Genomic DNA, 18,650 nt, shown 5'->3' on the forward strand with positions numbered 1-18,650 from the left:
TCGATCCGGCCGCCTAACGTCGGTGACACACGTTGACATCGCCGAAGGAGTACGGATGAGTATCGTCGTCACCGCCGCCACCGGCCAGCTGGGCAGTCTCGTCATCGACGAACTGCTCCAGCGGGTGCCCGCCGACCAGGTCGTCGCGGTCGCGCGGAACGCCGCCAAGGCCGCGCCGATCGCCGAACGCGGCGTCGAGGTGCGGATCGCCGACTACAACGACCGGGAGGCGCTGGCCAAGGCGTTCGGCGCCGGCGACACGGTGCTGCTGATCTCGGGTCTCGATCCGAACCGGCTGGACCAGCACAAGACCGTGATCGCCCTCGCGAAGGAGGCCGGCGTCGCGCGGATCGCGTACACGAGCGTTCTCGGCGGGCCGGAGGCCGACTTCGAGCTGGCGGCCGACCACCGCGCCACCGAGCAGGCCATTCTCGACTCGGGGCTGCCGTACACGTTCCTCCGCAACGGCTGGTACAGCGAGGTCTACACCGACCAGATCCCGGTCCAGTTGGCGCACGGCGTGATCGGCAGCGCGGGTGACGGCCGGATCGCGTCGGCCGCGCGCCGGGACTACGCGGCCGCGGCGGCCGTCGTACTGACCGGCGACGGGCACGAGAAGCGGGCGTACGAGCTGAACGGCGACGTGTCGTTCACGCTGACCGAGTACGCCGCCGAGCTCGCCAAGCAGTCCGGGCAGACCGTTGCCTACAACAACGTCTCCCCCGCGGAACACCTGCAGGTGCTTACCGCCGCGGGCATCCCGGCGCAGTTCGCGCCGATCCTGGTCGGTGTCGACAACGCGATCGAACGCGGCCTGCTGTCCGGCCGCGGCTCCGACCTCACCACCCTGATCGCCCGCCCCACCACCCCAGTCGCCGACACCATCGCGGCCGCCTTGAAGCGCTAACGACAGGAGGTGTCCGCGAAATCCGTCGATTTCGCGGACACCTCAGGCGTGCGCGGTCGTCTACGTAGACGACTACGTCCTGTCGTTAGCGCACCTTGCAAACCTGCTCCCCCAGCCCGTCGCCCCAGGCTCGCATCACGTCTCCCGCCCGCAGGTACCGCGGTGGCTTCTGCCCCGCGCCGACGCCTGCGGGCGTACCCGTGCTGATCACGTCACCGGGGTAGAGCGTCATGAACTGCGAGATGTAGTGCACCAGGTTCGCGACGCCGAAGATCATCTCGGCCGTCGAACTGTCCTGCAGCACCGCGCCGTTCACATCCAGGCCGAGCTTGATCGCCTGCGGGTCCGGCACCTCGTCCGCGGTCAGAATCCACGGCCCGAGCGGGCAGAACGTCGCCGCGTTCTTGCCCTTGTCCCACTGACCGCCGCGCTCGAGCTGGAAGTGCCGCTCGGACACGTCGTTCACCAGGACGTACCCGGCGACATGCTCCATCGCCTCGGCCTCGTCGGCGAGGTACGCGGCGGTGCGGCCGATCACCACGCCGAGCTCGACCTCCCAGTCGGTCTTCTCACCACCTCGCGGAATCACCACGTCGTCGTACGCGCCGACCACGGTGTCCGGCGCCTTCATGAACAGAATCGGCTCGGCCGGCGCCTGCTGCCCGCCCTCGGCGGCATGGTCGGCGTAGTTCAGCCCGACGCAGACGATCTTCCCCGGGCTCAGCGGCGGCGCGACACGTACGCTTTCGAAGTCCACCGCCGGCTCCGCCGCTGAGGCACGGGCGCCCCATCGCGCCGGGTCGAACGGCTCGGCCGCGCCCGGCAACACCGCCACCCGTCCGTCGTCGGTCAGGACCGCGTCCCGTAGCCCGTCGTCGGTGTGGATTCGGAGCAGTCTCACTTGTTCCTCCAACCAGAGTTCTTCGCCCAGTTCAGGTACGCGATGCCCAATGCATGCGATCCCTGCACCGGTACGAGTTGCACGGCGTCGTACACGCGCAACGACTGTTGGTACACCAGCACGTCCTGCTCGGCGTACGCGCCCCATCGCGCGCACTGCACCGCGTTGGCCGGTACCGCATCGCCGGTGCCGTCCACCCGGTACCAGACCTCGGTCGCGGATCGGATCAGCTTCTGCGTGAACGTCTTCGTGAACAGCTGCACGTCCGGTCCGGCGGTGATCCCCGCGTCGTACGCCGCATGCACGAACTCCGTACTGATCGCCGCGTGACTCAGGTCCTCGATCTGCTTCGAGGCCGGGTACGACGGCGTGTACTCGGAGATCCCGGCGGTCTTGGCGTACCCGTTGTACAGCTCGCTGTACGGCGGCCAGTACGTCCACACGTAGGCGCCGTCGACGACTCGGAGTGCAGGTTGGTACGCCTTCAGCAGCTGCACCACCCGATCCCGGTAGTGCGGATTCCCGGTCGCGCGGAACAGTTCGACCAGTACTTGACCGATGCCCTGACTCTGGTTGTACGGCTGGATCGTGCCGTCGAACGGGATCGGCGCGCCCTTCGGCCAGACGTAATCGCCGGTGCCGTCCGAGCGCGAGACCCACTCCGGGTCGTGGAACCTGACCGCCTCGGTCGCCGCGGCGAGCATGTCCCGCGCGAACTGCCGCCGCTTGCCGCGCCGGAGCTTCGACGACTGCAGCACCATCCGCGCGTACCGTGCGAGCGGGAAGGCCAGCATGCCGGTGTGCACGGCGAACACGTAGAACTGCGGCTGGAAGGTGATCGTCGCGGCAGTCGGTGCGGGCGCGGCAGCAGGCGACGACCTGAGATCGACAGCGGTCCAGCGCAATGATGCATTGTAGGCGTTGTTGACTGCGGCAACTACATAGGCGGGCGACGCCGGATCGAGGGATACCCCTCGCAGCGTCACCACGGTCGTCGTGGCCGGGTTCCGGAGCGCGAGGTCGAAGGTACCGTTCGCAACGTTCGACACCTCGGCGGTGGATTCCGCGGACCTCGACCCGGCCCAGCGTAGTTGTACGGCAGCCCGGCCGGAGCCGTCGGGCAGTACGCCATGGCCCGCGGTGTAGTTGCCGGCAGTGCGCCAGACTTTGCCGGATCGGCCGGCGTAGTCCTGTACGTGACGTGCCTGGTCGGTGGTTGCCAGCAAGTGCCGGGCGCGATCCTCGAACGTACGCAGGTATCGCTCATCCTGGTGGGCCTCGTACATCCGGAGCAGCGCGAGCAGGAAGTACGACTCGCCCCACGCGTACAGGCCGGCCTCGTTGTTCTGTGGGTTGGATGCGAGATAGCCGGATTGGGCTGCGTCGAACGCTTCGGGTGAGTCGTACACGAGTGGTGCGGCGGAGGCGGACAGAGCCGGGAGGCCGGTCCAAGCGGCGACGCCGCCCGCCGTGGTTCCCAGGATGAGCGTACGGCGGCTGAGCTGTGGGTGCATGGGTTCCTCACAAGGTGGACGGGATTCTCGACAGCGCTGGCGTCAGCCTTTGACGGCACCGCCCATGCTGTTGAGGATGCGTTTTTGCAGCAGCAGGAAGACCAGAACGACCGGGACCAGCGAGATCACCGTTCCGGCGGCGAGCCCGCGGACGTCGGTCCCGGAGACACCGCTCAGGTACGCGATGCCGAGCGCGATCGGGAACTTGGACTGGCTGGTCAGCACCACCAAGGGCCAGATGAAGCTGTTCCAGACCGAGACGAACCCGAGGATCGCCAGCACCGCGAGCGTCGGCGCGACGATCGGTATGCAGATCCGCCAGAAGATCGCGAACTCGTTCGCACCGTCCACGCGGGCCGCCTCGACGACCTCGTCGGGGATCTGCGAGAACGCCTGGCGGAGCAGGAAGATGCCGAGCGAGGACAGGATCGCGGGCAGGATCACCGAGGCGAAGGTGTCGGTCAGGCCGAGCTGGCTCATCACCAGGAACCGCGGGATCAGCATCAGTTCGCCGGGCAGGAACATGATCGACAGGAACAGCATGAAGAACACCCCGCGACCGCAAAACGCGATCCGCGCCAATGGGTACGCGGTCAGGGCGGACACGATCAGGTACACCGGGATCGTGATGCCGACGTAGATCAGCGAGTTCAGTACGAACCGCGCGTACGGGATCGTCGTCCACGCTTCGCGGAACCAGGTCGCTACCGGTGGCCGCGGGATCAGGTCCGGCGGGAACCCGAACACGTCCTGACCGGCCGGTTTGGTGGCCGAGCTGAGCAGGATCAGGAACGGGCCGATGAACAGCGCGGCGACCGCGATCAGCAGGACGTACAGCGCGATCCGGCGGCGCATCAGACGTCCCTCCGCCGGGTCACCAGCAGGTTGAAGCCGGCCAGCACGATCATGATCGCCCACAGCAGCAGGCCGACGGCGCTCGCATAACCCATGTCGTAGTCCTCGAAGGCTTTCGACCAGATGTAGTAGCCGAGGGTGAGAGTGGAGTCGAGCGGACCGCCGCGGGTCAGCACGTAGACGGACTCGAACGCGCGCATCGCCTCGAGCATGCTGAGCACGAGCGTGACCGCGAACGTCGGCCGCAGCGCGGGGACGACCACGTGCCGCAGCCGCTGCCAGGCGTTCGCGCCGTCGATCGTGGCCGCCTCGACCTGCTCGGACGGCACCGCCTGCAGACCGGCCAGGTAAATCATCATGAACAGTCCGGCGCTCTTCCACGCCTCCAGCAGGACGACGGTCGGCAGCGCCCAGTGCCGGTCGAGCAGGAAGTCGATCGGTCCGGCGCCGAACAGGCCGAGCATCCAGTTGACCACGCCTTCGCGGTTGAAGACGTACCGCCAGGCGACCGCCACCGCGACCATCGACGTGATCACCGGCAGGTAGTAGAGCATCCGGAAGGCCTGGATCGCGCGCAGTTTGAGGTTCACCAGCATCGCCAGGAACAACGGCAGGACGACCGTGAGCGGCAGGAACATCACGACGAACAGCAGGGAGTTCCGCAGCGCGATCCAGACTCGCGGGTCGTGCCCGAGCTCGATGAAGTTGTCCAGGCCGGAGAAGCGGACCGGGTGCACGATGTCGTAGTCGGAGAACGCGAGCTGGATCGCGATCACCGCCGGCCAGGCGAACATCGCCGCATAGCACAGCAGGCCGGGCAGCATGAAGGCGTACGGCGTGTACCAGTGCTGACCGACGACACGGCCCTTCAGACCCGGCATGGCTGCTCCTTGTGTCTGAAACCTAGCTTTCAGACCGGAACCGTAGCGCACGGATCGGACGGCTGGAAGCGCCAACTCCAGAATAATCTGCCGTGATCCGTTGACTCCGCCAGGCACATGCCCAACACTCTGGTGTCTGTAAAGTGTGTTTAGGACATCTCTTTCTGAGGAGCCATCAATGGCCCGACTCCGACTCGCACTCGTTGCCACTCTCGTCTTCGCGCTGGCCGGCTGCGTGTCCGGCAGTCCGGCCGGCGGCGACGAACCGAAACAGTCCGGCGACGCGTACTCCGGTGACGTCGAGTGGTGGACGATCAACCTGCAGAAGAACTACGGCTCGGACATCCAGAAGTGGATCGACGCGTACCAGCAGGAGCACCCCAAGGTACGCATCAAGTGGGTGGACGTGCCGGGGCAGGACATCACCACCAAGCTGCTGGCCGCGATCGCCAGCGGCAAGGTTCCGGACGTCGTCAACTTCACCTCGGCGACCAGCGGGTTGTTCGGCGGGTCGATGGCGGACCTGAACTCGCTGTTCAGCAAGGAGGACGTGGCCGCGTACCTGCCGAACCTCGCCGAACCGATGGTTGTCGACGGCAAGCGAATCGCGATTCCCTGGTACAACGGCGGTACGTCGCTCGCGTTCTACAACAAGGACCTGCTGGCCAAGGCCGGGTTCGACCCGGCGAAGCCGCCGAAGACGTACGACGAGGCGCTCGCGCTGGCGACGAAGTACCACGACGCGACCGGCAAGTCGGCGACGAACTTCATGGCGTACTCGAGTGTCGTGCAGGCCAATGGCATCCCGCTGCTCTCCGACGACAAGAAGAAGGCAGCGTTCAACACGCCGGACACGCTGGCGATGCTGGAGAAGTTCAAGACGCTGTTCAGTTCGGGCGTGATCGCGCCGGGCAGTCTCGGTGAGAACCAGCGCGATCTGCCGCAGTCGCTGGAGAACAAGCTGATCGCGTTCAACCCGGTGGCCGTGTCCAGCTCGCTGCTGAACGTACAGAAGAATTCCCCGGCGGTGTACTCGTCGATCGTGGTCGGTCCGCCGGTGACAGGTGCCGGCGGCAAGTACTACATGCCCGGTCAGCAGGTGATGGGGATTCCGGCCAAGTCGGGCAACCAGGCCGCCGCGGCCGCGTGGCTCAAGTACGTCGCCGCGCCCGAGCAGCAGCTCGCGCTGTGCAAGCTCGTGCCGATCTACCCGTCCTCGGTGAAGGCACTCGAGGATCCGTTCTTCACCGAGATCAGCGGCAGCACGCCGGCCGATCAGGCCCGCAAGATCCTGGTCGACACGTTCAAGCAGAGCGTCGACGCGTCACTGGGCTCCGGGAACGACGAGCAGTTGCGGCAGTTGTTCGACGACCAGGTGCGGGCGTTCATGTCCGGCACGAAGCCGGCCAAGCAGGCGTTGGACGACGCCGAGAAGGCCTGGAACGACACGCTGGCCAAGGCCAAATAGGGCACCTCGATCATCAGAGAAGGGCAACTCACGTGACGGACAAGCTGCGGATCGGGATCGTCGGCGCGGGCATCATGGGACGGGGCAACGCGTTGTCGCTGTCCGGCCGCGCCGACGTCGAGATCACGGCCGTGACCAGCCGATCGGAATCGTCGGCGGCACAGCTGGCCGATGAGATCTCAGGACGTGGCGCCGCGCGACCCGCCGTACACGCGGATCTCGAGGCGTTGCTGGCCGACGCCGCGGTCGATGCGGTCGTACTCACCACGCCGGACGACGTACACGGCGAGATGATGGTGCTCGCGGCCGAGGCCGGGAAACACATCCTGGTGGAGAAGCCGATGACGACGTCGGTCGCCGAGGCAGACGCCGCGGTGCGGGCGATCCGCGAGCACGGCGTGGTCGCGATGTGCCTGTTCAATCACCGCTGGGTTCCGGCGTACGCGCAGGCGTACGAGCTGCTTGCTGAGCTGGGCGCGGGCGCGGTCGCGTACGCGCGTAAGGACGACACGATCTTCGTACCGACCGAGATGCTGTCCTGGGCGGACCGGACGACGTGTGCGTGGTTCTTGTCCAGTCATGACATCGACCTGGTCTCGTGGCTGCTGCGCGACCAGGTCCGCCGGGTGTACGCGACCGCGCGCTGGGGCAAGCTGCGGTCGCTCGGGATCGACACGCCGGACGGGATTCAGATCCAGGCGGAGTACTCGCGTGGCGCGGTCGCGACCTTCGAATCGGCCTGGATCTATCCGAACACGTTCCCGACGGTGGTGGACTCGTACGTCTCGGTCATCGCCGACGACGGCGTGGTGCAGCTCGACCGGCAGAAGGAGAGTGTCGTGCTGGCCAAGCCGGACGGCTACAGCTACCCGCGGAACATGCTCCAGCGGGTCATGCACGGCGTACCGGCCGGGGCATACGCGGATGCGATCGCGCACTGGGTGGACTGCTGCCGTACCGGTCGCCAGCCGCTGATCACGATCGAGAGCAGCCGCAACGTGACGGCCGTCCTGGAGGCCGCGCACCAGTCGATCGAGACCCGTCAGCCGGTCGACGTCACGATGCTCGCTGATCCCGGGGCGGCATGAGTACGGGACCGGAGAAGCCACGGCACATCGACGGACGGATCAACCGGATCGGTACGGACGACCTGCTCAAGGCGTTCGGTTCACCTGCCTCGGATCTGGCCGGTCTGCGCGCTTTCGTTGGTGCCCAGTTGCAGCGGCCGGCCTGGCCGTTGCCGGAGTGGTCCGACGCGATCCGATCGACGCCGGCCGCGGACGCCGTACTCGCTGCGGCTGCTCCGCTGCTGGACGGTGTGGACGTCACTGGACGCGGATGTGGGCGGTCGCAGCTGTACGGCTTCCACTATCTGCGCTGGTTGTCAGCCGGTGCGGAGGCTTGGCTGCTGACTGGTGACGACCGGTACCTGCAGGCGTTCGAACGGCATCTGGATGACTGGGTTGACCAGCGTGACTCGGTAACTGGCGAATGGCCGGGTCTGGACGTCATCTGGTACTCACTCGGCACCTGGGCGCGCTGTCGTCATCTGTTGCCGATGCTTGAGGTGTTGACCCCATCTGCGCTGTCCGACAAGGTATGGGGCCGTCTGCTCGCCACACTCGTCGGTGGAGCGCGCTGGGCGTACGACGAGCATGACGTCTTCCGCCACGGGAACTGGCAACTCGTGTGCGCGACAGAGCTGCTACATCTCAGCGCAGTGCTGCCGTCGCTGGTGGAGTCGGCTGCCTGGGCAGAGCGTGCCAGAGAGCGGATCGAAGAGCACTTGGTGCTGGACATCTATCCGGACGGTGGGCACTACGAACGCTCCCCCGGGTACCACGGGATGGTGTTGAGCGCGCTGCAGACCGCTGCGCGGATCGACCAGGAGGTGGCGGCGCATCCTCGGTTCGCTGCCATGCACACCTGGCTGGTTGAGCTGGCGTCGTCTGGTGGCTGGCTGCCGCATCTGCAGGACAGTGGGATCGTCTGGCCGGCTACGGCGTTGCTGCGCGGCAGCTACTTGCTGGACTCACCTGCGCTGGCACAGGTTGCCGCACAGTGGTTGACGCCGGTTGAACTCGCTACAGAGGCAGCGTCGTTCCCTGCCTGGGAGGACGCCGAGCGGCAGGACAGGTGGGTACGGGCGCTGGGTCAGTCTGTGGTGGAGGCGTTGCCGCGGACGACCGTGCTGCCGGAGTCGGGCTACACGATCCTGCGGAGTGATGAGCTGCGCGCGGTGATCAACCACGGTCCGCACATCGAGCACGAGCTGGAGTCGCACTCGCACCGGTCGGTGCTGGACCTCGTACTCGACGGGTGGCAGCAGCCGTTGCTGTGGGAGGCGGGTGGTCCGCCGAGCTATGACGACCCCGGGTACCTCACGTGGTTCCAGTCTGGTCGGGGGCACAACACAGTGCTGGTGGACGAGCTGGAGCTGGCTACGGATCGTGGTGTGGAGGTAGACGCGCTGGTCGATACGCCGCAGGTCGCTGTGTTCTCAGCCCGGCATCACGGGTACGGCGTACCGCAGGCTCGCACGGTCGCGATGGTGCGGGAGGAGCCGGCGTACGTTGTGGTGGAGGATCGGGGTGCTGGGGAGCACAAGTTCACTGCTCAGTGGCATGCGTTGCATCCGTGGCGGCAGGTTGCTCCGTTGGCGTACGACGCTGGTGCGGCTGATGGGCCGGGGCTGTTGCTGATCGAAGCTGGCGGTTCGGCGACTGCTGTTGAGACCAGTGAGGGTGTGGCGCGCCGACCGGTGCTGGAGCGGCGTGATGCCGAGTACGGACCGCTGCACACGCTGTCGCTGGCGCGGTCGACCGGTGAGTTCACTACTGTGCTGGTGCCACATGTGGGGAGTGCGCCTACCGTTGCAGTCACCCGCGCGGAGGGCGCGCTGGTGGTGACGCAAGGCACGACGGTTGACCGGATCGGTGCGTCCCACTGGATGCGCGAGCAAGACGGTCAGTTGTCGTGGGCAACAGGTTGGCGCACACTCGAACTGCCAGGCCTGCTCAGAACCTCAGAACCCGTAGACGTCACCGCCCGTGCTGCCGGTGCTGCCGGTGCTGCCGGTGCTGCCGGTGCTGCAGACAGCGTGTTGCGCCTGGAGATCACCTGCTCGGCGCGGTGCGCGGTGTGGGTTCGGCCGGGTCGCTCCATCCGCCTGAACGGCATCGCCGTGGACATCGTGCATGGTGCGGCGGCCGGCGCTGGCTGGGGGCAGCTGACGCTGCCGTACGCCGGGTGCTGGGTAGTTGAAGGGGCACGGCATGAGTGAGGTGACGAGCGGGTGGTTCGATGCCCGGATTGTGACCGGCGCCCATCCAGCCGGGCTGTTGCCACCCACTGACGCTGACTCGATCGCCACGCATCTGGAGCGCTACGCCCTGTCCGGTGCGCTGGTGAGTTCAATGGCGTCATGGCTACACGATCCGATCGCCGGTAACGCAGAGGCCTCAGCAGTCGCGCGCACGCTCGCCCACCGCGGCGTACGCGCCTGCTGGACCGCTGTCCCGGCAACTCCCGGCGAACTCGACTCACTGACCACCCTGGTCGACCGCGCCATCGACAACGGCGTAGCGGCCTTCCGTATCCACCCGCTGTCGCACGGCTACTCCCCTGGCTTGCTCACCGACCTCTATGCCGCGCTGCAACCACACCACCTGCCGCTGTGCATCGACTCCGCCGAGCTCGGCTGGTCCGACCTGAGCAGCATCGCGGCCGCCTACCCGGAGCTGCCGATCGTCGTGTCCAACCTCGGCTACCGCAAACTGCGCGAACTCTGGGCCGCGCTCACCGCGCACGCGAACCTGCACGTCGACCTGGTCGACTTCGCCTCGCACCAGGGCATCGAGTGGCTCGCGGCGAACGGCCTGGCAGATCGGCTGCTGTTCGCGACCGGTCTCGGCGTCCGCGACCCCGGTGAGAGCATCGCCCGGCTGGCGTGGTCGGGCGTCGACGACCCGACGGTCCGCCTGGTCGGTTCACTCAACGCGGGTCGTCTTTTCAGCGCAGGAGGTGCCGTGTGATCGCCCGCCGACCAGAGCATCGCGTGATCGACGTACACGCCCACCTCGGCCCGTACTCGCTCTTCCACATCCCCGATCCGGACGCGGCCACCATGGTCTCGGTGATGGACCGGACCGGTACTGAGGTCACCGTCGTCGCCGCCAACCGTGCTATCCAGCAGGACGCGCGCCTGGGCAACTCACAAACCCTCGCCGCAGTCGACGAGTACCCGGACCGGATCGCCGCGTACGCGGTCATCAACCCGTGGCAGTCACCGGAACGCGAGCTCGACCGCCTTGCCGACGACACCCGCTTCGTCGGCATCAAGGTGCATCCGAGCCTGCACAAGTACCCAGTGACCGGTGCAAGGTACGCGGCGGTGTGGGAGTTCGCCGAATCAACAGGCTGTCCCGTACTCAGCCACTCCGAACACCAGTCCCCGTACGACGCGCCGGCGCTCTTCGAGACGGTCGCGGAGCGGTTCCCCGGCGCACCGGTCATCCTCGGGCACGCCGGCATCACACCGGCCGGGGTGGACGAGTCGATAGCGGCAGCCACCCGGCACGGCTCGCTGTGGCTGGAGGTCTGTGGTTCGCAGATGACCGGACCGCTGATCTGCTCGATGGTGGAACAGGTCGGCAGTGGCCGGGTGCTGTTCGGTTCGGACTTCCCGTTCATCGACCAGCGGATGTCGCTGGGCCGGGTGGTGTACGCGCCGCTGACGGAGAGTCAACGTCAAGATGTTCTCAGCGGGAACGCCCGCAAGCTGTTCCGGTGGCGGCCACTACCAGGAGAACGAGGGGTTGGCGATGACTGACGAGACACATCGAGTTGAGGCACAGCCGACGGAACCGGTGCCGGCTGAGCGAGTGCCGTCGGTGACGGTCGGACTGTTCGGTCCGCGCCGGTTGGTGAAGACGATGGCCGAAGTCGCCCAGGAGGTCGCGGAGCGGTCCGCGCACGGCGTCCGGTTCCTGTCCGGCGCCTACGACGACCAGTCCGAGGCCGAAGAGCGCTACCTGCGGCTGCGGGACCGGATCGACTCCGCGGTGTTCCCCGGTCCGTGGGTGTTCGACCTGGCGACCACTGGCCATTGGCTGACGGTCCCGTCCACGCACCTGCCTCTCACGGGCGCTGCGCTGTACGCCGCTCTGCTGCGCGCCTCACTGACCATCGAGAACGTCGACCTGACCAGAGTCAGCATCGACTCGCTGTCACAAGCCGATGTCGCCGAGGCGTACGCGGAGATCGGTCTGGACACTTCACACGTCTACGACCTGCCGTACGAAGGTCCTGAGTCAGTAGCGAAGTTCGCGGCGTTCCACCGGCAGAAGCGCGCCACCGTGGCACTCACCACGATCCTGTCCGTCGAACGCGAGCTGCGTACGGAGGGCGTGCCCGTGCTACGCATCGCCCCGACCCGATCGAGCGTACGAGATGCGTTGGAGACCGCGGTCTTGCTGGGCCAAGGCACCAGGATGGGAGCGCACCAGCTCGCCATGATCGCGGTCCAGGTCATTCCGACTGGTGGCTCCCGTGCCGAGTCCGGTGACTACTGGCAACAGGAGCTGGCGCTGTCGACGCACCAGAAGCTGCTGTCGGAAGCACGCCAGGTCGGAGCGTCGGTAACGCGTCGGTCCGACACGCTGTTCCTCGTTACGACTACACACGGCGCTCTGGTCCGGCTGACTGAGCAGTTCACCACCGCGCCCTTCCTAGGCGCGCTGACGGCGCAGCTTGGCGTACCGGTTGCAGTGGGCGCCGGCACTGGCCAGACTGCCCGCGCGGCCGAGGCCAACGCGCTGATGGCGGTTGAAGAGTCTGTAGCCACAGCTGGGAAGGTCGCGGTGTACCTGGACGGCGGCAGTGACCGCCTGGACCTGGAGCCCGGTCCGGCAACAGCCAACGCCGCACCAGTGGACAGTACGCCGCAGATCGACCAGCGGGCGCTGGAGATCGTCACGTCGATCGCATCCGCTATGAGTGCCACTCCGGGCCGGCAGGTGGTCGTAGACGTCGAGAGCGTGGCGGCGATCATGCAGGTCACCCAGCGGACCGGCCGCCGCATGCTGAAGGAGCTGGTAGAGGCAGGGCTGGCCTGGCCGTTGCCACCGGCCCGCTCCACCGGCGGCGGCCGCCCACGCCAGCAGTTCCGGCTACTCACCGAAAAGCTCGACTGACCTTGGAGGAGTCTGTGCAGACACACGACCAAGCCGACCGCCTGTACGCCCGCGCACGGCAGGTGATCGCCGGTGGAGTCTCCAGTGATGCACGGCGCGCGGACCGCCCGCTCTTCGTGGACCACGCACTCGGCGCGGAGCTGTGGGACGTGGACGGCAACCGCTACCTCGACTACGTCCTCGGTCAAGGCCCCAACCTGCTCGGCCACGCCGCACCGCTCGTCGCGGACGCGGTGTCTGCCCAAGTACGCCGCGGTGTCGCGTACGCCGCGCAGCATGAGCTGGAGGCACAGGTGGCTGAGCGCCTGTGCGCGATGGTCCCGGCGGCCGAGCTGGTTCGCTTCAACAGCGTCGGGTCGGAAGCAGTACACGGCGCACTCCGTCTGGCCCGCGGGCACACCGGACGGCCGAAGGTGGTGAAGTTCGAGGGCAACTACCACGGCTGGCTCGACCCAGTGCTGTACAGCGTCCACCCGGACCTGACACTCGCCGGAGACGCACAGCACCCCACCGCGGTCGGCGGCACGGCAGGCCAGCCACGGCATGACGCGGATGACCTGATTGTCCTTCCGTACAACGACCTTCCGGCTGTTGCCGACCTGCTGGAGCAGTGCGGTGACGAGGTCGCTGCCGTCATCCTCGAACCGCTGCTCTGCAACACCGGCTGCATCACACCGAAGCCCGGCTACCTCGAAGGACTACGCGAGCTCACCAGCCAGTACGGTGCGTTGCTGATCTTCGACGAGATCATCTCCGGCTTCCGCGTCGCTCCGGGTGGCGCGGGCGAGCTGTTCGGCGTCGTACCCGATCTGGCCGCGTTCGGTAAGGCGATGGCCGGCGGGATGCAGGTGTCCGCACTGGCCGGTTCGGCCGAGGTGATGGGGACCATTGCCGACGGCAAGGTTGCGCACGCCGGGACCTTCAACTCGCACCCGGTGGCGATGGCGGCTGCCGATGCGGTGCTGCGCCGACTGGACAAGCACCGCGACGACATCTACCCGCCGCTGATCGCCACTGGGCAACGGCTGATGGCAGGACTACGTACCGCGGCCGCGCGGCACGGCGTACCGCTGCTGGTCGACGGTCCCGGTCCGGTGTTCCAGACCTACATCACCGACCAGCAGGCGGTCACCGACTACCGCTCGTTTGCCGGCTGCGACCGGGCCGCGATGGCTCGGTTCCACGCCGGGTTGTTCGCTGCTGGGATCAGCATCGTCCCGCGTGGGCTGTGGTTCCTGTCCACCGAGCACACCGCTGACCAGGTCGACGAGACTATCGCGGTAGCAGATTCAGTGCTTTCTTCCCTGTAGGCAGTGGGTCGAAGGGCTTGCGGTCCTGGTTGCAGGTCGAGCCGTCAGCCGGCGCCTTCAGGTCAACCAGGTACTCGGTGGTGATCCGGTCGGCGCAGGCGCTCTTCAGGAGCGTCGTGTGACCCCAGCCCTCGACCGTGACCATCCGCGCGTCCGGCCACAGGTCGGCGTACGGACGGGTCGCCTCGTACGGCGTCGCCGGGTCATGCCGAGTGCCGAAGACCAGGACCGGCTGCTTCACCTTGTTCGGCCACGGTCCGAGGAACGCGTCGGTGTCCTTGAGACCGAAGAACTCGCACTGCACACCGACCCAGGCCCGGTAGCTGCCGAAGTGCGGGGCACGACGGTCAGCGGCGGCGGCGTACGCCGGGTACGCGAGCGGGCGACCGGACTGCTTCGCCTCGATGCACGGCTGGAGCACCGTGCCGAACGACGTGGTGTATTCCTCCTTACGGCGATTCCACTCGATCAACGTCCGCGGCGCCTTGGCGGCAGACTTGGCCTTCGCCTGGTTCGGGTTCGCCAGCTGTGCCCACATCTCGGCGAGACCTGCGAAGCCGGCCGGGTCGTACAGGTTGGAGAAGGTGATCGCCACCGCGAGCGCGTACGTCACCTTCACCGTCGAACCGTCCGGCATCGGGACGTCCACCGGGTGCGTCTTCAACCGGGCGAACGTGCTCTCGACAACGGTCTTCGGGTCACCGAGCTGGTTCAGCGCACAGTTCGCGCCCGCTTTCTTGCACTCGGCAAGGAACTGCTCGTACGTGTCCGAAGCACCTTCGCCCTGCTTCAGGCGTACGCCGACCGGGTTCTTGTCACCGTTCGATCCGGAGTACCACTCGGGGCTCAACGTGCCGTCGAGGACGAGCGCGCGGACGTTGTTCGGGAACAGTTTCGCGTACGTCGCGCCCAGGTATGTCCCGTACGAGTACCCGGCGTACGTCAGCTTGGCGTCACCGACCGCCTGCCGGAGCAGATCCATGTCCCGCGCCACGTTCGCGGTCGAGAAGTGCGCGAGCCGATCGGGCGACGTCGTCTGGCAATGCGCCGCCAGCTTCGCCGCGTCCACGATGAACTGGCGTTCTTCCTTCGCCCCGACCGGGAACGGCGGCATCCCCGCGGTCGCCTTCGCCTCCTCGGCCGCCGTCGGGTAACAGGTGACCGGGTCCGAATGGCCGACCCCACGCGGATCAAAGCCGAGGATGTCGAACTTCGCCCGCAGTTCGGGCGTGTACGCCACCTGCGCGGCCTGCTGCACGAAGTCGACGCCGGAACCGCCCGGGCCGCCGGGGTTCGTGAACAGGGTGCCGACCTTGTGCGCCGGGTCGGCGGCCGGCAGCCGGGTCAGCGCGATCGTGGTGGTCGCGCCACGCGGGTTGTCGTAGTCGGTCGGGACCTCGACGGACGCGCACTGGAACGGCTTCAGCTTCGGATCGGTACCACAACTGCCCCACGCGATCACCGGAACGTTCGGCTGCCTGGTCTGCGCGGGACCCTTGGCCTGCGCGGGACCCTTGGCCTGCGCGACGGCGGCCGTTATCGGGGCCAGCAGCACCAGCGCCACACCGGCCGCAGACAGTCTTCGAAGAACTCTTCTGGGCGTCATGGCACCGACCGTAGGCGGCCGGCCACTCCGAGCGCGTCCACCACGAGAAGGAGGCCGGGTCTCCGCCGTTCAGCGGACCCCGGCCTCCGTCACGAGACTTCCGTCAGGCGCTCTTCTCCCGGCGGTCCCGCTTGCGCTCGATCTGCTCGCGCGGAATCAGCGTCGGGTTCACGTTCTCCAGCACCACGTCGCCGGTGACGACCACCTTGGCGACATCGTCACGGCTCGGCACCTCGTACATGACGTTCAGGAGGACTTCCTCCATGATCGCCCGCAGGCCACGGGCGCCGGTGCCGCGCAGCAGCGCCTGGTCCGCGATCGCCTCGACCGCGTCGTCGGTGAACTCCAGCTCGACGTTGTCGATCTCGAACAGCCGCCGGTACTGCTTGACCAGCGCGTTCTTCGGCTCGGACAGGATCTTGATCAGCGCGTCGCGGTCCAGCGGCGACACCGTCGTGATCACCGGCAACCGGCCGATGAACTCCGGGATCAGACCGAACTTGAGCAGGTCCTCCGGCATCACGTCGGCGTACCCGCCGAGCTCCTTCGGCTTCTCCGGCTCGCGCGAGGTGTTGAAGCCGAGCGTCTTCTTGCCGACCCGCTGCTCGACCATGTGGTCGAGCCCGGCGAACGCACCACCGACGATGAACAGCACGTTGGTGGTGTCGATCTGGATGAACTCCTGGTGCGGGTGCTTACGGCCACCCTGCGGCGGCACGCTCGCGGTGGTGCCTTCCAGGATCTTCAGCAGCGCCTGCTGGACACCTTCACCGGAGACATCGCGGGTGATCGACGGGTTCTCGCTCTTGCGGGCGATCTTGTCGACCTCGTCGATGTAGATGATCCCGGTCTCGGCCTTCTTCACGTCGTAGTCCGCGGCCTGGATCAGCTTCAGCAGGATGTTCTCCACATCCTCGCCGACATACCCGGCCTCGGTCAGCGCGGTCGCGTCCGCGATCGCGAACGGGACGTTCAGCATCCGGGCGAGGGTCTGCGCCAGGTACGTCTTGCCGCAGCCGGTCGGGCCGATCAGCAGGATGTTCGACTTGGCCAGCTCCACCGCCTCGTCCTTGGCGTGCCGCCCCGCGCTGGACGAACCCTGACCGTCCCGGACCCGCTTGTAGTGGTTGTACACCGCCACCGCGAGCGCCTTCTTGGCCACGTCCTGACCGACGACGTACGCGTTGAGGAAGTCGTAGATCTCCCGCGGCTTCGGCAGCTCGGTGAGTCCGACCTCGGAGCCCTCGTTCAGCTCCTCCTCGATGATCTCGTTACAGAGATCGATGCATTCGTCGCAGATGTAAACGCCGGGACCGGCGATGAGCTTCTTGACCTGCTTCTGACTCTTGCCGCAGAACGAGCACTTGAGCAGGTCGCCGCCGTCACCAATGCGTGCCACCGGGACAGATCCCTTCTATGCGCAGTCGGACCGATTTCGACGGTACCCCGTCCGGGGCCCAAAAACCGCGCTCGCCACCAGCTTGTGACTACGCCGGTGGCGAACGCGTCAGGCCCTTGACAGCCCGCCGAAGCGGCTGGGCCGGTTTTCGAACTCGTTCAGACGCCGGCCGGAACCGGGGTCTTCAGAGTCTGCAGGACATCGTCGATCAGGCCGTACTCGATCGCCTGCTCCGCCGTGAGGAACTTGTCCCGCTCGATGTCCCGGGACACCTCCTCGTGCGACTTGCCGCTGGCGTCGGCGAGCATCTTCTCCAGCAGCGCGCGCAGCCGGAGGATCTCGTTCGCCTGGATCTCGATGTCACTCGACTGGCCGTAGGTGCCCTCGGTGGCCGGCTGGTGGATGATGATCCGGCTGTTCGGCAGCGCCAGCCGCTTGCCCGGCGTACCGGCCGCGAGCAGCACCGCGGCGGCCGAGGCGGCCTGACCGAGGCACACCGTCTGGACGTCCGGCTTGATGTACCGGACGGTGTCGTAGATCGCGGTCAGCGCTGTGAACGAGCCGCCCGGGGAGTTGATGTAGATGCTGATGTCGCGGTCGGAGTCCATCGACTGCAGGCAGAGCAGCTGCGCCATCACCGCGTTCGCGATCTCGTCGGTGATCGGCGTACCGAGGAAGATGATCCGGTCCTCGAACAGCTTGGTGTAGGGGTCGATCCGGCGCATGCCGTACGACGTGCGCTCCTCCCACTGCGGGATGAAGTAGTTCATGGTGCGTCCTTAACTGACGGAGTGGGAGATCAGGAGTTCGGGCTGCCGGAGGTCAGCTGGGCGGCGCTGGCCACGACGTGGTCGATGAAGCCGTAGTCCTTGGCCGCGTCGGCGGTGAACCAGCGGTCCCGGTCGGCGTCGTTCTCGACCTGCTCCAGCGGCTGGCCGGTGTGCTCGGCGATCAGCTTGAACAGCTGCGCCTTGATGTGCAGCGACTGCTCGGCCTGAATCTTGATGTCCGAAGCCGTTCCACCCATACCGCCGGACGGCTGGTGCATCATGATCCGCGCGTGCGGCAGCGCGTAGCGCTTGTTCTTCGCGCCGGCGCAGAGCAGGAACTGACCCATCGAGGCGGCCAGGCCCATCCCGACGGTGGCGACGTCGTTGGAGATCCACTGCATCGTGTCGTAGATCGCCATGCCGGAGTCCACCGAGCCACCCGGCGAGTTGATGTACAGCCAGATGTCCTGGTTGGGGTCCTCGGCGTTGAGGAGCAGCATCTGCGCGCAGATCGCGTTCGCGTTGTCGTCGCGAACCTCGGACCCCAGGAAGATGATCCGGTTCTGCAGCAGGCGCTGGTAGATGTGGTCGTCGAGTCCGCCGGATCCGTTGCCGCCCGCGGCTTTGGGGCTGGCTGCAAATGTCTCGTTCACGAACCCGACATTACTGGTCGGCGGCGACAGACCTAAGGCTGGGCCGGAGGTGTTCGCTCACGGCGCATCGCGGGTGATTCACCAGCCGCAGAGAACCACGGACCCGGGCTCCTCGGCCGCCGCGGCGGCCGTCCCTCCGGCCGCTGCCTCGGGCGCTGTTCCGGGTGCTCCCGGTTTCGGTGCTTGGCGGCG

The 18,650-nt window shown here is 67.1% G+C and carries 16 protein-coding genes; 8 read left to right on the forward strand and 8 right to left on the reverse strand.

What is annotated here, in order from left to right:
* Positions 1-55: 55 nt before the first annotated feature.
* Entirely contained in the window at positions 56-907 is an 852-nt protein-coding gene (locus HDA44_RS15005; RefSeq protein ID WP_184834825.1) for an NAD(P)H-binding protein, read from the forward strand.
* An 85-nt stretch (positions 908-992) separates the two neighbouring features.
* Here the strand turns inward: HDA44_RS15005 and HDA44_RS15010 are convergent, their stop codons facing one another.
* From HDA44_RS15010 to HDA44_RS15020, 4 genes are read right to left on the reverse strand one after another with little or no spacing between them, the layout of a single operon-like run.
* Positions 993-1,808 carry a fumarylacetoacetate hydrolase family protein gene (locus tag HDA44_RS15010; protein WP_337906012.1) on the reverse strand — a complete coding sequence of 272 codons (816 nt, stop codon included), beginning with the start codon at positions 1,806-1,808 and terminating at the stop codon, positions 993-995.
* Entirely contained in the window at positions 1,805-3,322 is a 1,518-nt protein-coding gene (locus HDA44_RS37235; RefSeq protein WP_238352454.1) for a hypothetical protein, read from the reverse strand. Before HDA44_RS37235 ends, HDA44_RS15010 begins: the two co-directional genes overlap by 4 nt.
* A gap of 42 nt (positions 3,323-3,364) precedes the next feature.
* The gene (locus HDA44_RS15015) at positions 3,365-4,177 is read right to left on the reverse strand and encodes a carbohydrate ABC transporter permease (protein ID WP_184834829.1); all 813 of its coding nucleotides are present in this window, start codon (positions 4,175-4,177) and stop codon (positions 3,365-3,367) included.
* A complete protein-coding gene (locus HDA44_RS15020) occupies positions 4,177-5,058 on the reverse strand; it encodes a carbohydrate ABC transporter permease (RefSeq protein ID WP_184834831.1) in 882 nt (293 codons plus the stop codon). Before HDA44_RS15020 ends, HDA44_RS15015 begins: the two co-directional genes overlap by 1 nt.
* Positions 5,059-5,236: 178 nt before the next feature.
* Here HDA44_RS15020 and HDA44_RS15025 point away from each other — a divergent pair, with 178 nt between their 5' ends.
* Genes HDA44_RS15025 through HDA44_RS15055 form a run of 7 tightly spaced genes read left to right on the forward strand, consistent with a single transcriptional unit; the run spans position 5,237 to position 14,030 of the window.
* Positions 5,237-6,526, forward strand: a complete 1,290-nt coding sequence (locus tag HDA44_RS15025) for an ABC transporter substrate-binding protein (protein WP_184834833.1) — start codon at positions 5,237-5,239, stop codon at positions 6,524-6,526.
* 32 nt (positions 6,527-6,558) lie between these two features.
* Positions 6,559-7,614, forward strand: a complete 1,056-nt coding sequence (locus tag HDA44_RS15030) for a Gfo/Idh/MocA family oxidoreductase (protein WP_202887378.1) — start codon at positions 6,559-6,561, stop codon at positions 7,612-7,614.
* On the forward strand, positions 7,611-9,809 hold the full coding sequence (locus HDA44_RS15035; protein ID WP_184834835.1) for a heparinase II/III family protein: 2,199 nt from the start codon (positions 7,611-7,613) through the stop codon (positions 9,807-9,809). Before HDA44_RS15030 ends, HDA44_RS15035 begins: the two co-directional genes overlap by 4 nt.
* Entirely contained in the window at positions 9,802-10,560 is a 759-nt protein-coding gene (locus HDA44_RS15040) for an amidohydrolase family protein (RefSeq protein WP_184834836.1), read from the forward strand. Before HDA44_RS15035 ends, HDA44_RS15040 begins: the two co-directional genes overlap by 8 nt.
* Positions 10,557-11,357 (forward strand): amidohydrolase family protein, encoded by an 801-nt coding sequence (locus HDA44_RS15045; protein WP_184834838.1) that lies wholly within the window; start codon positions 10,557-10,559, stop codon positions 11,355-11,357. The genes HDA44_RS15040 and HDA44_RS15045 overlap by 4 nt, the downstream gene beginning before the upstream one ends.
* Positions 11,350-12,720 carry a hypothetical protein gene (locus tag HDA44_RS15050; RefSeq protein ID WP_184834840.1) on the forward strand — a complete coding sequence of 457 codons (1,371 nt, stop codon included), beginning with the start codon at positions 11,350-11,352 and terminating at the stop codon, positions 12,718-12,720. The genes HDA44_RS15045 and HDA44_RS15050 overlap by 8 nt, the downstream gene beginning before the upstream one ends.
* 14 nt (positions 12,721-12,734) lie before the next feature.
* Positions 12,735-14,030, forward strand: a complete 1,296-nt coding sequence (locus HDA44_RS15055; RefSeq protein ID WP_184834842.1) for an aminotransferase class III-fold pyridoxal phosphate-dependent enzyme — start codon at positions 12,735-12,737, stop codon at positions 14,028-14,030.
* On the opposite strand, the gene HDA44_RS15060 is transcribed toward HDA44_RS15055, so the two are convergent.
* From HDA44_RS15060 to HDA44_RS15075, 4 genes are all read right to left on the reverse strand, one after another.
* The gene (locus tag HDA44_RS15060; protein WP_184834844.1) at positions 13,993-15,636 is read right to left on the reverse strand and encodes an alpha/beta hydrolase; all 1,644 of its coding nucleotides are present in this window, start codon (positions 15,634-15,636) and stop codon (positions 13,993-13,995) included. The two genes, HDA44_RS15055 and HDA44_RS15060, sit on opposite strands and share 38 nt — an antisense overlap.
* A gap of 103 nt (positions 15,637-15,739) precedes the next feature.
* Positions 15,740-17,035, reverse strand: coding sequence for an ATP-dependent Clp protease ATP-binding subunit ClpX (gene clpX / locus HDA44_RS15065; protein ID WP_184834846.1), 1,296 nt, complete (start codon positions 17,033-17,035; stop codon positions 15,740-15,742).
* A gap of 158 nt (positions 17,036-17,193) precedes the next feature.
* The gene (locus HDA44_RS15070; RefSeq protein ID WP_184834848.1) at positions 17,194-17,805 is read right to left on the reverse strand and encodes an ATP-dependent Clp protease proteolytic subunit; all 612 of its coding nucleotides are present in this window, start codon (positions 17,803-17,805) and stop codon (positions 17,194-17,196) included.
* A 29-nt stretch (positions 17,806-17,834) separates the two neighbouring features.
* A complete protein-coding gene (locus HDA44_RS15075; RefSeq protein ID WP_184834850.1) occupies positions 17,835-18,458 on the reverse strand; it encodes a ClpP family protease in 624 nt (207 codons plus the stop codon).
* Positions 18,459-18,650 lie beyond the last annotated feature (192 nt).

Origin of the sequence: Kribbella solani (genome assembly GCF_014205295.1) — a bacterium.
Taxonomy (GTDB): domain Bacteria; phylum Actinomycetota; class Actinomycetes; order Propionibacteriales; family Kribbellaceae; genus Kribbella; species Kribbella solani.

What these genes read in the sequence shown, in the direction of transcription:
- HDA44_RS15005 (WP_184834825.1), top strand. Translation starts at nt 56, where the DNA reads ATGAGTATCGTCGTCACCGCCGCCACCGGCCAGCTGGGCAGTCTCGTC.
- HDA44_RS37235 (WP_238352454.1), bottom strand. Translation starts at nt 3,322, where the DNA reads ATGCACCCACAGCTCAGCCGCCGTACGCTCATCCTGGGAACCACGGCG.
- HDA44_RS15015 (WP_184834829.1), bottom strand. Translation starts at nt 4,177, where the DNA reads ATGCGCCGCCGGATCGCGCTGTACGTCCTGCTGATCGCGGTCGCCGCG.
- HDA44_RS15020 (WP_184834831.1), bottom strand. Translation starts at nt 5,058, where the DNA reads ATGCCGGGTCTGAAGGGCCGTGTCGTCGGTCAGCACTGGTACACGCCG.
- HDA44_RS15025 (WP_184834833.1), top strand. Translation starts at nt 5,237, where the DNA reads ATGGCCCGACTCCGACTCGCACTCGTTGCCACTCTCGTCTTCGCGCTG.
- HDA44_RS15035 (WP_184834835.1), top strand. Translation starts at nt 7,611, where the DNA reads ATGAGTACGGGACCGGAGAAGCCACGGCACATCGACGGACGGATCAAC.
- HDA44_RS15040 (WP_184834836.1), top strand. Translation starts at nt 9,802, where the DNA reads ATGAGTGAGGTGACGAGCGGGTGGTTCGATGCCCGGATTGTGACCGGC.
- HDA44_RS15050 (WP_184834840.1), top strand. Translation starts at nt 11,350, where the DNA reads ATGACTGACGAGACACATCGAGTTGAGGCACAGCCGACGGAACCGGTG.
- HDA44_RS15060 (WP_184834844.1), bottom strand. Translation starts at nt 15,636, where the DNA reads ATGACGCCCAGAAGAGTTCTTCGAAGACTGTCTGCGGCCGGTGTGGCG.
- HDA44_RS15070 (WP_184834848.1), bottom strand. Translation starts at nt 17,805, where the DNA reads ATGAACTACTTCATCCCGCAGTGGGAGGAGCGCACGTCGTACGGCATG.